The 13,044-nt window shown below is 62.2% G+C and carries 12 protein-coding genes; 3 read left to right on the forward strand and 9 right to left on the reverse strand.

All coding sequences use genetic code 11. The features are described from left to right. Positions 1–120: 120 nt before the first annotated feature. Positions 121–825 (reverse strand): HAD family hydrolase, encoded by a 705-nt coding sequence (locus Q9Q95_RS07100; protein WP_306095385.1) that lies wholly within the window; start codon positions 823–825, stop codon positions 121–123. Positions 826–1,075: 250 nt separating this feature from the next. Between Q9Q95_RS07100 and Q9Q95_RS07105 the strand changes: the two genes are divergently transcribed. Genes Q9Q95_RS07105 through Q9Q95_RS07115 form a run of 3 tightly spaced genes read left to right on the forward strand, consistent with a single transcriptional unit; the run spans position 1,076 to position 4,039 of the window. Then, positions 1,076–2,389: an alkaline phosphatase family protein gene (locus Q9Q95_RS07105; protein ID WP_306095387.1), complete on the forward strand. Its 1,314-nt coding sequence runs from the start codon at positions 1,076–1,078 to the stop codon at positions 2,387–2,389. Beyond that, complete coding sequence (locus Q9Q95_RS07110; protein ID WP_306095390.1) at positions 2,386–3,636, forward strand: class I SAM-dependent methyltransferase; 1,251 nt, start codon at positions 2,386–2,388, stop codon at positions 3,634–3,636. Before Q9Q95_RS07105 ends, Q9Q95_RS07110 begins: the two co-directional genes overlap by 4 nt. Then, on the forward strand, positions 3,629–4,039 hold the full coding sequence (locus tag Q9Q95_RS07115; RefSeq protein ID WP_306095391.1) for a hypothetical protein: 411 nt from the start codon (positions 3,629–3,631) through the stop codon (positions 4,037–4,039). Before Q9Q95_RS07110 ends, Q9Q95_RS07115 begins: the two co-directional genes overlap by 8 nt. Here Q9Q95_RS07115 and Q9Q95_RS07120 read toward each other — a convergent pair. The 8 genes from Q9Q95_RS07120 to Q9Q95_RS07155 form a co-directional block, all read right to left on the reverse strand. Further along, positions 4,017–5,201 carry a nucleotide disphospho-sugar-binding domain-containing protein gene (locus Q9Q95_RS07120; protein WP_306095393.1) on the reverse strand — a complete coding sequence of 395 codons (1,185 nt, stop codon included), beginning with the start codon at positions 5,199–5,201 and terminating at the stop codon, positions 4,017–4,019. The two genes, Q9Q95_RS07115 and Q9Q95_RS07120, sit on opposite strands and share 23 nt — an antisense overlap. A 5-nt stretch (positions 5,202–5,206) precedes the next feature. Further along, positions 5,207–7,357 carry a beta-ketoacyl synthase N-terminal-like domain-containing protein gene (locus Q9Q95_RS07125; protein WP_306095395.1) on the reverse strand — a complete coding sequence of 717 codons (2,151 nt, stop codon included), beginning with the start codon at positions 7,355–7,357 and terminating at the stop codon, positions 5,207–5,209. A gap of 211 nt (positions 7,358–7,568) precedes the next feature. After that, positions 7,569–8,357, reverse strand: coding sequence for an alpha/beta fold hydrolase (locus tag Q9Q95_RS07130; protein ID WP_306095397.1), 789 nt, complete (start codon positions 8,355–8,357; stop codon positions 7,569–7,571). A 1,005-nt stretch (positions 8,358–9,362) separates the two neighbouring features. Further along, entirely contained in the window at positions 9,363–10,091 is a 729-nt protein-coding gene (locus Q9Q95_RS07135; protein WP_306095400.1) for an ABC transporter ATP-binding protein, read from the reverse strand. Further along, positions 10,081–10,818 (reverse strand): ABC transporter permease, encoded by a 738-nt coding sequence (locus tag Q9Q95_RS07140; protein ID WP_306095403.1) that lies wholly within the window; start codon positions 10,816–10,818, stop codon positions 10,081–10,083. The genes Q9Q95_RS07135 and Q9Q95_RS07140 overlap by 11 nt, the downstream gene beginning before the upstream one ends. A gap of 68 nt (positions 10,819–10,886) precedes the next feature. Continuing rightward, positions 10,887–11,333 carry a hypothetical protein gene (locus tag Q9Q95_RS07145; protein ID WP_306095405.1) on the reverse strand — a complete coding sequence of 149 codons (447 nt, stop codon included), beginning with the start codon at positions 11,331–11,333 and terminating at the stop codon, positions 10,887–10,889. Positions 11,334–11,336: 3 nt separating this feature from the next. Continuing rightward, positions 11,337–11,948, reverse strand: a complete 612-nt coding sequence (locus Q9Q95_RS07150) for an SCO family protein (RefSeq protein WP_306095407.1) — start codon at positions 11,946–11,948, stop codon at positions 11,337–11,339. A 2-nt stretch (positions 11,949–11,950) separates the two neighbouring features. Beyond that, a complete protein-coding gene (locus Q9Q95_RS07155) occupies positions 11,951–12,964 on the reverse strand; it encodes an ABC transporter substrate-binding protein (RefSeq protein WP_306095409.1) in 1,014 nt (337 codons plus the stop codon). Between the last annotated feature and the right edge of the window lie 80 nt (positions 12,965–13,044).

The following is a 13,044-nucleotide window of genomic DNA, read 5'->3' on the forward strand; positions in this document are numbered from 1 at the left end:
TAGGACCCAACACTTCTTCTATAGTTCGCTTTAGCTCAGAGGAATCTGAGTTCCATCGCGGAGATATCATAACTTTTGCTATCTCTCTCTCGGCACAGCCGATTTGCAGCTGTTTGGTCGTTAGCATGATTTCACGCTGACAAGCGCAAGGTCACGCAATTCGAACGGCGATTGAACAGCTATGATTTCATTGTCGTCAATGTTGGCGTGCTGAAACCACGTCGCCAAAACAAATCGAATTTTAGCGCCCCGTGCAGCGAGATAATCCGCGTGCGCATCACCAATCATCACCGTGTCTCGCGGAGCGATCCCCGCTTCGCCGATGCAACGCAGCACCATATCGGGCGCGGGTTTGCCATTAGCGACATCGTCGCTGCCGATGATCCGATGGAAATATTTGAGCAGGTCGAAATGCTCGAGCACCCAGCGCGCCCGAGAACGGGATTTCCCGGAAGCGATCGAGAGGGAGACCCCTGCATTTTGCAGGTCCGCAAGCACCTCGCCAATCCCCTTGGCAGGACAGGTCAGGTCGACATAGCGGCGACTTAAGCGCGAAAAAGCAGGCTCCATCGCCAAAGGCAGGCCTAGCTGCTCCAGGATCATCCCAAAGGGCTGACCTTGCCGGGAGACCAACTCGGGGAAAGGCGAGTCTCCGATACCGCCGCATTCCTGAAAAGCCTCATCGAAGGCGCGCCTCATGGTCCGCGAATTATCGAGAATGGTACCATCGAGATCGAAGATCACATGGTCGATCGCACGATCCCGTCGCCCCGCCGCAATCACTGGCAGCGTCGCGCCCCGGCATGCAGCTTCGGCGGAAACCATAACGCCCTCCCTCCAACCCATCCCCTCGTCAAGATATAAAGCTAAACGTCTCCGAAATATCTCAAAAATTCTATGGAAATGCTTCCACTGTCATACCCGCTCGCGAAAACGCGCTTGACTTTAACCTCTTTACAGCCCGTCGTCACTTGTACAATCATCGCATCATGTAGGCAAATAGGCAAATGATTCTCAACTTTGAGTACTCTTCGATCCGAAGAAGACATATTCAGATGCTGGAGTCGATAGATCGATGACGATCATTGTTGCCATTGTCGAAGGAGCAACTCGCGATATGTTCGATGCGGCGAGCGCATTGGGGCGCTCGCCATGGTGGAAGGAATACTGCCAAGATCGACCTTGGCAGGCATTGTACTGCGGTCCGGCGCCCTATGAGCCGTCGAACCTCGCCACAGCGTTTACCGGAACCCCACGGGGTGAGCATGGATGCTTCTCCTATTGGCACATGACCGATCCGAATGGCGGCCGGCCGGGCGTCCTTGCTTCGAGCGACGTCCACCGCGATTGGTTCTGGAACTGGTCAGAACTGAAAGGATTCCGCAAAGCCGTGGTCAATGTTCAGTTGACCCACCCGGCGCGCGAGATTGAGGGAAGCCTCGTAAGCTACCTGATGAAGCAAACGCTACATTTCACCCATCCGCCTGATCTTGCCCAAAGGCTCCACAGGGAAGGACTGGCGTTCGGCCACGACGTTTCGGCCTTTTACCGCGGCGATGGGCCACAGTGGCTGCTCGACAGGGCGGGCAAGATCGCCAGCCATCAACTCGATGTCGGGATTCGACTGGGCGCCGAAGCGGACATCCTGATTATCAATCTGACATTGATCGACCGGATTTCGCATTTTTTCTGGCAGGACTTTGGCGCGGTCTCGTCGCTGCATGAGGCGCCATCTCCTCTTCTCCAGGCCTATGCGCAGGTCGATTCGGCACTGGCCCGGTTGCATCGACTTGCCGACGGCGATCCGATGGTCGTTTTCAGCGAAATCGGCTTTGGCCCCCTCGACGCCTTCGTCTCGATCGACAGTTTACTCGAGCGTGAAGGGCTGCTCGCTCTCGACGACAACCTGCAGACCGTGCCGGGATCCGCGTTCGTCCGCGAGACGCCACAGGGATCGCACGGCTTCGTCTGCCGCGAAGGGGACGGTCGACGTTCGCCGGCACTTTGCAACGACGCTGCGGAATTTCTGCGGAGCTTGCGCGACGAAGATGGGCTGCCGATGTTCGCCTCGGTCTGGCAGGCGGCGGAGATATACTCCGGAAGCAAATTGTCGCTCGCTCCCGACATCGTGGTCGAGCCGTCCGACCCTCGCCGACCGCCAATGGGCGACCGTCGCTGGGCGAACCATGTCAATCGCCATCTCCAAACCGGCTGGCATCGTGATCAAGGGTTCTTCCAGGCGCTGAACTTCGACCCTGAGTACGGCCCCGCCTTTCGCCTCGAAGACATCGCGCCGACATTGGCGGCTTTGCTCGGTGCTGACGCTCCCGAGGGGATCGGGGGGATGGCGTTCGGACAAAGGGCTCACGCGAGGCTCAGCGTCTCGTGACCGGTCTCCCGCCAGCGCCGAACGAATGCACGATCCGTTGCCCGCTATGCGGGTCCGCACCCTTGCCGATCATGTCGCTCGGAACACAGCCGCTGGCGCAAGATTTTCTCCTGCCCGATCAGGCGCCCAGTTCCGTTCAATATGAGCTGCTTCCTCAGATCTGCCTTGATTGCGGTCTTGCACAACTCAGGTATCGCCCGGCCTCGGCGACCGTCTTTTCCGAGAAATACCCCTATCGCAGCGGCGTCTCGAAGACGATGCGGGACCACTTGCAGTGCCTGGCGGAGTATTGCCTCGATCTGGTCGCGGACAAGCCGGACCCCTTGCTGGTCGAGATCGGGTGTAACGACGGCACGCTCAGTCGACATTTCGCCGAGCGTCATTTGCGTCATCTCGGCATCGACCCGGCGCGCCGTGCGGTCGCGCAGGCGGCAGCAAGCGGCGTGACGGTCCTGAATGCGGAATTCAACCCCGAGACCGGGCGGTCCGTTCTTGCGAAATATGGCAAAGCCGACTTGATCGTCGCGGCAAACGTGATCGCCCATATCTCCGACCTGCGTCGAACGATCGAACAGATCTGTGCGTGCTTGACGGCCGACGGCAGTTTTGTCTTCGAAGCGATCTCGCTTTTCGAACTGATGCAGCGACGTGCGTTCGATCTGTTTTATGACGAGCATGTCTATACGTTTTCCGCGACTGCGGTCGACAGGCTGGCGCGCTCGTACGGACTCGAGCTCGTCGATTGCCAACCGGTCTCTACGCAAGGCGGATCGCTGCGCTATAGCCTGGCGAAACCCGGAGCGAAATCACCCTCCCCAAGGGTTCGCGAAGCAATTCGCACCGAACAGGCCCATGGTTTGCTGGATCCGGATGCCTGGAACGACTTTGCTGCAGCGGCGACGCATTCCGCCCAATCGCTCCGACAGACGCTCGACCGGCTGCGACGGGCCGGTTCCGCCGTGGCAGGATATGGTGCCACCGCCAAGAGTTCGGTTGCCCTGACGTTCGCAGGGCTTGGCCGCAAGCAACTCGATTGCATCTTCGATACGACGCCGGAAAAGGTGGGCCTGACCTCCCCTTGCGATCGCATTCCGATCCGGTTTCCTGCCCCCGACCTGGTCGATCGCTATGATTATCTGGTAATGTTTGCCTGGAATTTCCTTCCGGAAATAGAAGTTCGCGAACGAGCATTCAGGACCATGGGCGGAAAGTGGATCACCTATCACGGGAGTGTCTGCATTGCCTGAAACGCCCTCAGCCGATCGCTACCTCGAAATCGAGACCGAACTCTTCTCGGAGTATGCGCGGCGTACCGTGTCGCTGTTTGCGGAGCGCAATCAGGTCTATCGCAGCCAGTTCCGCCGCGAGGGCCTGCCGGCAGTCCTCGGCTGGATCCGAACCAAACTGCAGCGTGTTGCCTCCTGTTTGCACGGTGACATTGTCGACGATGAAAGTCTGGCTGAGAACTTCCTCGATATGGGCGCGTATTGCCTGATGGGCGCCATGCTCGCCGAAGACCCGATGGCACCGGAAGACTGCGCGCATCTTTTGCGCCTGACAGGTGAAGGTCAGTCTGTCTGCGTGCTGTGCGGCCTTGAACTCGCCCTGGGGCCAATACCGGAGCTGCCTACGCCCGCGCCGCCGACCTGAGCTTTCTCACCAGTTCGCCGGCGACGTAACTCCTCGCGATTGCCGCTGCCAGGTCGCGCGCGCGATCCAGGCGGCTCTCGTCGTTCAATCCTGCGGCAATGGCGCCCCCGATCTCGACTGGACTGGCAGTCTTCGACAATGTCGCCGTCACACCAAGATTTTCGAGCATTCGCGCCGATTCAAACTGGTCTTGAATAAACGGCACCGATATCTGCGGCACCCCGCAGGCCACGGCGCGTACGACCGTCCCGTTGCCTGCGTGATTGATCATCAAGCGGCAACGGGGCAGAACCGCATCGAAATCGACAAAGCGGAACACCTTGCCCGTGGCCGCGGAGTCAGGGGTCGAAGCCCCTCCTGCGACGAGCAGCTCGATCCCGGCAGGCAATTCCGCGCGAAGCAGGTTGTTCAAGAAAATGTCCTGCTCGGGCGTAATGATCGTTGACAGCGAACAGAAGACGAGCCGGCAATCATGGCGGCCTTTCGGAGCCCCGCAGGGTGCGAACTGCGGCCCGACGAAACTGGCCTTCTCCGGCAAGGGAAATCCGTTGAGTTGCGGCCAGCTCATCACGACGGTCTCTACCGCGCCCCGCAGATAATCCTCGGGATGGAGCCAGGGCGACAGGCCCAGGCTGCCGCGCAGCCGGTTGATCCGGGCATCCGCGGCCAGTTCCGGACGGATCATCCTTGCAAACAGGCTGGCATAGAGCGACGGTCTCGGCGGAGCGGCCGTCGGCAGCGGATAGACCGTGTCGGAAGCCACCAGATACGGAATAGCCAGCTTTTCGGCCGCACACATGGCGCCAGGCAAGGTATAGTCTATCAGCATAACCTGCGGCAGAAAGGCGTCCGACAAGGCCGCGACGTCGGCGGCGATGGACGGGGCAGGACCGAAGACCAACCGGTCGGCGATTATACGGTTACGCGCGGCGACGGATTCGCCCTCATGCGCGCGCACGATGTCCCTGTCGCGACGCCCCGGATCGTGCGCGGCATAGCTGGAGAAGCTCGTGAAGCCTAGTCCTGCCGCCGCTGCCTGAGCTTGCAGCGCAGCATTCGACAGGATCATCGCTTCACCCCCGGCATCCTGCCAGGCGCGCGCCGCGGCCATGATCGGCCTGACGTTGCCGCCTCCGAACCATGTGACGAACAGGCAGCGCACGGCCTTTAGAGCGGCTCGATGCGCACTGCGGCCTTGGCGCCGTGATCCTCGCCGACCAAGACGAGTACCGGTCGACAAATCGGCAGTACCGATCTTAGCGCGACCGCAAATTGCGCCGCACCGCTATGCACCTCCCGGGTGTCGCAGATGCTGCACGAGTCCTTGCCGCTGGCGATCCGTGCCGCAAGCGCGCGCAAACCCGCTCCGCCCGGAGACGCCACTATGATCGTCCCAATGTCTCCGGATAGCAGAGGACCGAGCTTGCGCAGCACCGCGTTCAGACCTTCGTCGGCGAGCCCGAGGCGATCGCCGAAATCACGTCCGCCGCGCAACAGACCAAGAACTGGCGCACCGCGATCGAGCGCGGACTCGCGCGCCTCGCACAGCAACGCTCCCGCGCCGTCGCGCAGACCGGCAAGGTCTATCTTCGGCAGGCGGCGAGCGATTTCGGCAAGGCGGGGGTGCTCGACATCATAGGACAAGGCGAGCGCCGCCCGAACCGCCCTCCGGCGGATAAGTCGGCCAGCCGCGATCAATGCCTGGAGGCCGGAAGCGAGATGGCCGCAATAGTTGGTTGCGAAGCCGATCAGACCAAGACGTCTGGCGAGAATGATCGACCCGAGATGCGATCCGTTATTGAATGCCATGCTGGGCAGGAACAGCGGCGGTTGTTTCGACAGGCCCTCGCAAAAGGCCTCGGTGGCGAAAGGAGCACCCGCGATCCAGGATCCGCTGAGGATCGCGGTGTCCCGACCAATGGCTGGATCCCCGTCGAACAGACCACTGGCGCGGGCAGCCATGATTCCTGCAATGGCTCCGACCTGGCCAGACCGGTTCATTTCCCAGACTCCCTCTGAACGGTCGAACCAGGCGTCGGACTCGAACCAGTCCGTCGCCTCGGCGGGAGCTTGCACCGCTTCCACAGCGGTGATCGCGACAGCGCATTCGGTCTTATCCGCAGTATCGATACTCTTGCGCGGACGACAGGTAGCCAATGCAACCGACGTGTTGATGCCGCCGCTGCCACAGGCGTTCGACAATGCTATCGACACCGTACGTTCCAGCGATTGCGCTGGCATGACCGAGCATCCGAGGGCCGGATCGGGCACCGTCAGCGCGGCGTTCCCGTGAACTATCCCGGCGCGCATCTGTGCGACGCAGGCGACAATTTCGGCAACGGCCGAGGCGCCGGACATGTGCCCGGTCATCGATTTGAAGGCGTTGACGCCAACATGCTTTGCAGTGCCGCGCAGGAGTCTCCCGATTGCCCTGGTTTCGAGCAGATCGATCAGCGGCGTTCCCGGCGAATGGGTCGAAATCAAATCCACCTCCGACGGCGCGAGCCCGCCGGCCGCCAAGGCATCCTGCATCGCGGTCGTGAAAGCCTGCCCGTCCTCCTTGAAGAGGATGATGTCCGCACCATCCTCACAAGACATTGCCGAACCGCGCAAACTGGCCAAGGCGCGTTGGCGGCCATCGCGCTCGAGCAGTATCGCAGCGGCCCCTTCCCCCAAGACGGTTCCAGCGCGCTGCGCATCGAAAGGCCGCAAGCTGCGGCCGACAAACCCGGATCGCTCCGCTCCCCAAACCCCGGTGAGCGTGAACCGTTCGGCGCCGACGACCAGCATGCCTCGAGCATCGCCCTGCTCGATCAGCTCTTGAGCGACACTGCATGCGATGTTGCCCGATGCGCAGGCATTGCTGATCGTAACGATCGGACCATGCAATCCAAATCGCCTGGCGATCCGGTTTGCAATCGATCCCAGCGGATAACCCGCCAAGGCCCCTCTAGCCTTTCGCGACAGCGGAGCCGTGGCACTTTTGCTGGTCGTTTTCAGCGCTGCATACTGGCTCTCAACATCTTCGATGTCGCCCCAGCATGTGGTTACGATGACGCCAAACCGGGTAAGGTCTGCCGCACCGAGCGCGCTCATTGCCAACGCTTCGCGAACAGCGCGCTCGGCCATGCGCCAAGCCCGCGCGGGGACATGGAAGGGGATGGCGGGTTGACCCGCAAAACCGGCCTTGCCGTGAGGAACCTTCCCGTAGGGCATGGTTCCAATGGCCTGCACGGGATTGGTGACGGCTTCGACCAGTTCCGTATAATCTTTGGCTACCGAACAATATATTCCGACCCCGGTCAGATCGAGCGGCACCGCGTTGCCAATCGTTGCTGGCCTCGGCCGATGTACCGGCTCATTCACTGGGTACTTGTCCCCTCCATGCCGAGGATCACAGCATCGGAAAAAGGTGCACGGCCGACCTCAAGCCGAAACGACAGCGGCAAATCCGACGTGCACGAAGCACCGCTGTCCAAGCGTAACGTCGGCCCCACTTTCTGGTGGGCCCGACGTTCCGAAACACCGGTCAGCTGAGCGTTTCAACGAAGGACTTGATGACCTGCATCACCTGTTTGGTTTTCCCGGCGAGAAAATGGTCCGCTCCGTCTATCCACATCACCGAGGCGTTGGGGATTGCCTTTGCGACACGCGCCACGTTCGACCGGATGCTGCTGCGCGTTCCGCCAATGACCAGGGTGGGAACCCCGATCGTGCCCAGCCGACCTTCGTCGATTGGCGAATGGAGTCGGGCGAGCGTCTCCCCAAGAAACGAAGCGCCGCTCTTGCCGTAGAACTCCTTGGCGTGCGCAATCGCCGCTTCAAGTTCTTCGCCGGAGATCCTCGGGTTGGCGAACTTGAAGGTCAGGCGAAGCGCTTCATCCACCTTGCCGGCCTCGAGCAGCTTGACCCGCCGCTGAAGATGCCCTTTTTCGAGCAACATGGCAGGTTCGACCAGCACCAAAGCCTGGACCCTGCCAGGTTCATCCAACGCAGCCAGAGCTGCGCCGTCGGCGGCGTGCGAATATCCCAGCACGATCGGCGTCTTCACCCCCGCCGCATCCGCAACGGACAACATGTCCGCGGCGTAGCCGTTGATGGAAAAGTCATCGATCTCGCGCGGTGCCTCGCTGCCGCCCTGGCCCCGGAAGTCCACTCGCATCACGGGACCACCGATATCGGCAAAGTCCATCTGCCCGCTGCATGCTGCGGCAATGATGGCCTTGTTGAGAGCAGCACCGGACGCACGGGCGTCGGTTGGCGTGTAGGCGATCTTCAGGCCATCGGACTCAGCAAATTTCAAACTTGCAGCAACCATAGCTCCCTCCTCATCAACGGATGGACTTGAAACGATGCAATGGCACCTCGGTACGGCCAATAGACATCGTACCAGAGCGCTAGCTATATCGAAAAGACCAACTTGGCACAAGAGCTAGTCGTTGGGATGATACTTGATATATTCGATACATACAAGACAGGGCATGTAGAATCGATATTTTCGTTGTACTGTATTCAAGTTAAATGATTTTATCCTGCTAAAAGAAGATGGCCGCCATAGTCCTCCAGACCAAGTGATCGTAGGGGCCGTGAGAACAAGCAGCGACGCATGCCATAATCACCTTGAGGCACCTTTCTCGTCGCAGCCCTATGGGCGCAGCCTGCGCTCCACCCGAATTCCGAGTCTTTTCTGCCGCCGGCATCGACGGTATCCTGAATTGCATGGGATCAGCCAATCGACTCGCGGCAGTCATCGACTATCGCGAGCGAAGACAACCGGCAGCGCGGTGCAAAGCAAACTGCCACGAAGCAAGGTTGATCTGCTCGATCTTGCCGGCGAACCGGACACCGGCTGCCGAAGGCGGCCTCCCGATCATGCAACGCCTTTATCCGGCCTTTGATCGCCTGCCGCCGTTGTCGGACGTTCGTCGCCTGCGTCGCGCTCAGCTTGTTGAGTGCCCGTCCAGCCATGATCGCGCCTCCCGGCGCCGGATATGGCTCTACTTCCGGTCCCGCTCTGTGCGCGCGACAGGGTGATATATCCAAGAATGGAGCAAGACCCTAAAGTTTACCAAGGCTCTGAAATTCAGGGATCTCTCGATAGGCGGGACGCCGGTGCCACTCGCCGCCCCATTCACCTTCGGCGATTAATGGAGAGTCTTCAGACCTCCTTGTCCCCAATCTCGACCTCGGAAGGTCGGGGCGACCGCCCACGCTGACCCGGCCAAAAGTGCGTGCACCGTTCTTCCGACATATCGGGCTCAGAACGTCCGGAAACGGATTGCCACCCTCCGCCGCCTGACCAGCCGCAGGCGGCTCTGCATCGCTAGAGGCCGAGTTCCTTCAGGATGGCCTCGCGCAAGCGCTGCGCCTTCGGATCGGAAAGCTTGCGCGGATGCGGCAGATCGACGTCGAACAGGGTCTGGATCGTGGTTGGCCGGGGGGACAGCACGAGGATGCGGTCGGCGAGGTAGATCGCCTCCTCGACATCGTGGGTGATCAGCAGCACGGTGTGCCGCTCCTCGTCGAGGATACGCCGCAGCTCGGTCTGCATTCGGAGGCTCATCAGCGCGTCGAGCGCCGAGAACGGTTCGTCCATGTAGAGGATCTCGGGCTTGACCACGAGCGCGCGCGCGATCTCGGCGCGCTTGAGCATGCCGCCCGACAGCTCGTGCGGATATGCCTTCTCGAACCCGGCGAGCCCGACCATGGCGATGTACCGCTCGGCACGCGCCGCTTGGCGGTCATGGCTGGTGCCGGTCAGCCCGAACATGAGATTTTCCTGCACGGTCAGCCACGGGAACACCGAGCCGTGCTGGGAGATCATGATGCCGTTCTTGTTCGGGCCGGCCCGCTCGACGCCGTTGACCCTGACACTGCCGCGGTCCGGGCGCTCGAAGCCGGCGATGATGTTCAGCAGCGTCGACTTGCCGCAGCCCGACGGGCCGACGATCGCGACGAACTCGCCGTCGCCGACCTCGAAACTGACATTGTCGACGACCGAAAGCGCGCCGAACCCCTTGGTGATGCCGTCGACGACGATCTTAGCGGACATAGCGCCACTTCACGATGCTGAGCTGCTCGAGCAGGCGGGTGGCCCCGTCGAGCAGCAATCCGATGACGCCGATGATGATCATGCTGGCGATCACCAGATCGTAGCGGTTGCCGGCGTTGCGCGAGTCCATGATCAGGTATCCGAGACCGGTGTTCAAAGCGATCATCTCGGCGGCGACCACCACCAGCCATGCGACGCCGAGACCGATGCGCATGCCGATGATGATCTCCGGCAGCACCGCGGGGATGACGACGCGGGTGAAGAGCACCCGGCGCGAAACGCCGAAATTCGCCGCCGCACACAGATAGCGCCGGTCGATCGTGCGTACGCCCATCGTCGTCTGCACCATCATCGGGAATACCGAGGATATGAAGATCAGGAATATCGGCGACAGGTCGCCCACCCCGAACCATAGAATCGCGACGGGGATCCAGGCGATCGGCGAGATCGGGCGCAGCATCTGGAAGAGCGGGTTCAGCGTATAGAAGGCGCTGGACACCCAGCCCATCCACAGGCCCAGCGGCACCGCGACGAGAAAGGCCAGCCCGAAGCCGAGCTCGACGCGGAGCAGCGACGCTTCGATATGCTGCCACAAGGTGCCGTCGCGCAGGAGCCCCCATGCGCCGGTGGCCACTTCCGCCGGGGTCGGGAAGATCGGGCTTTCGCTCCGCGCCACGACGATCCACCAGACCGCGATCAGCAACGCGATCAGGAGGATCGGGGGCACGATCCTCTCCAGCTTGCCGTCCGTTTTCCGCGCGGTCCCCCGCGACCGCCCCCGCACCGTTCCCATCCTCACACCTTGTCCGTCAGTTTGCGCCAACGCCAGAGGAACCTTTCCCATCCCGGCGCGGGCGCCGGCGCCACGATCACCTCGAGCTGGCCGTTGGCATGCGCGGTGCACACGAAACTATAGGTCGATGCCGTCCTGAACGGCAGGCGGAAGGTCTGGCCCGGCATGATCAATGTCGGGCCGAAGATATGCGGCGCGGTATCGGCGTTCCGGAACGCCAGCACGTCGTTGAGCCCCACGGTCAGCCGGATGGTCTGCGGCAGGATCTCGCGCCTCTCCCCTGCCATGCGATGCGCAAAGGTGCCGCGCGGGATCTCGAACAGCTCCTCGTGCGAAGCCACCCGTATCGGCGCCAATGCGGCCCAGCCGATCGCGCCGGGCACGAGCGAGACAAATGCCCATGCCAGGATGCGCAGGTCGAGGAAGCGGTTCGAGGACGGCGATCGCATGCCCTATTCCGCCAGCAACAGATTCACGTCGTGCACGAAGTCCGAAGCCTCGTGCCCGAACGGCATCATCGCCCGCAGCTTGCCGGCGCGATCGATCAGGAAGATCGACGAGGTATGCGCCATCGCATAATCGGGACCGGCGCCCTCCTTCGTCGCCGCGACGCCATAGGCTGCCCGCGCCTTTGCCAGCATTTCGGGCGTGCCCGTCGCGCCGATGAAGCTGCGATCGAAAGCGGCGAGATATTGCTTCATCTGGGCGGCATCGTCGCGTTCGGGATCGACCGTGACGAAGATCACCTGCACCGCATCCGCATCTGCACCGAGGCCGCGGCGCGCCTGCGTGAGCGTCGCCAGCGTCGTCGGGCAGACCGCCGCGCAATACGTGAAGCCGAACGTCAGCAGCACGACCTTGCCGCGGTAGCGCGCGAGCGTCACTTCCGACCCGTCGGACCCGCGCAGAGAAAGATCGGGCGCGGCGTGCGGCGGATCGAACGCCCCGGCCCGCATCCCCTGCGGCGGCGGCGCGGGCTTGCGCTCCACGAACATCAGAGCGGCGCCCGCCACGAGCAGTGCCAGCAGCAGGGTCGCGGCGAGGCTTCGGGCGCGCAGACGCATGGTCAGAGCGCGATCGACGCGGGCCGCGCCGCGCGTGCGAAGCTCTCGTCGACATATTTCGCATAGGGAACCGGGCGCGACAGCGCGCCCGCCGCGACTGCCATTTCCATCAATTCCTCGAACTCGCGCGGGATCATGCGCAAATCGCCATAGGTCACGCGATCGGACGGGTTGCTCATCACGAACCGCAATATCTCGGGATCCTGGTTGAAATATTCGCGCCTCGCGGCGAGCTGGATCGCCTTCTCGCGGTTTTGGCGCTGCCCATCGAGCCAGGCGCCCGCGGCGAGCACGTAGTTGACGAGGTTCTGCACCAGCGGCCGGTTCTTCCGGATCAATTCCTCGCGCACCGTCAGCACGCAGCACATGTATCGCGGCCATTCGTCGCGCGTCATCCGCAGCACGCGCGCATAGCCCGCGCTCTGCGCCGCCGCGCCGAAGGGCTCGCCGGTGCAATAGGCATCGACTCCCTTCACGTAGAGCGCGGCGGGCATGTCCGCCGGCGCCATCTCGACGATCTCGACATCGTCGGGCGTCATGCCTTCATTGGCCAGCATCCTGCGCAGGAACAGGAAGTCGACGGCGAAGCGGCTGGGGATCGCGATACGCTTGCCGGCGAGATCGCGGAAGCGCCGATAGGGTGCATCGGTGCGGACCATGATCACCGCGCCCGAGCGGTGGCCGATCGAGACGATCTTGACCGGAACTTGCTTGTCGGCGAGGTCCATCACCAGCGGGGCGAGCATATAGGCCGCCTGGAGATCGCCGGACATCAGCGATTCCTTCAATTCGGGCCAACCGGTATATTTGCTGAATTTGAATGCGAGTTGGGCTGCATCGCTCATGCCGAACGGGTTGGCGGCTTCGTTGGCGGCGCTGGCGATCGGGAGGGTCAGATTGCAGGTCACCGCCAGACCGCCGACCTTGACCGGCTCGACGGCGGGAGCAGGCGACAGGAATCTGCGCGCCGGGAGCTCTATGGCGGCGGCCGCACCCGCGCCGAGCGCGCCGCGCAAAAGCCAGCGCCGGCCGACATTGCGATCGACGCCCGCGGATGATTGCGATGGCCGCTCCGGTTCCATGGTTCGTATGGCTA

This window comes from Sphingomonas sp. DG1-23, assembly GCF_030730875.1.
Lineage (GTDB): Bacteria > Pseudomonadota > Alphaproteobacteria > Sphingomonadales > Sphingomonadaceae > Sphingomonas.

Coding starts and splice junctions, on each gene's coding strand:
- Q9Q95_RS07100 (WP_306095385.1), bottom strand. CDS start 825: ATGGTTTCCGCCGAAGCTGCATGCCGGGGCGCGACGCTGCCAGTGATT.
- Q9Q95_RS07105 (WP_306095387.1), top strand. CDS start 1,076: ATGACGATCATTGTTGCCATTGTCGAAGGAGCAACTCGCGATATGTTC.
- Q9Q95_RS07130 (WP_306095397.1), bottom strand. CDS start 8,357: ATGGTTGCTGCAAGTTTGAAATTTGCTGAGTCCGATGGCCTGAAGATC.
- Q9Q95_RS07135 (WP_306095400.1), bottom strand. CDS start 10,091: ATGTCCGCTAAGATCGTCGTCGACGGCATCACCAAGGGGTTCGGCGCG.
- Q9Q95_RS07145 (WP_306095405.1), bottom strand. CDS start 11,333: ATGCGATCGCCGTCCTCGAACCGCTTCCTCGACCTGCGCATCCTGGCA.
- Q9Q95_RS07150 (WP_306095407.1), bottom strand. CDS start 11,948: ATGCGTCTGCGCGCCCGAAGCCTCGCCGCGACCCTGCTGCTGGCACTG.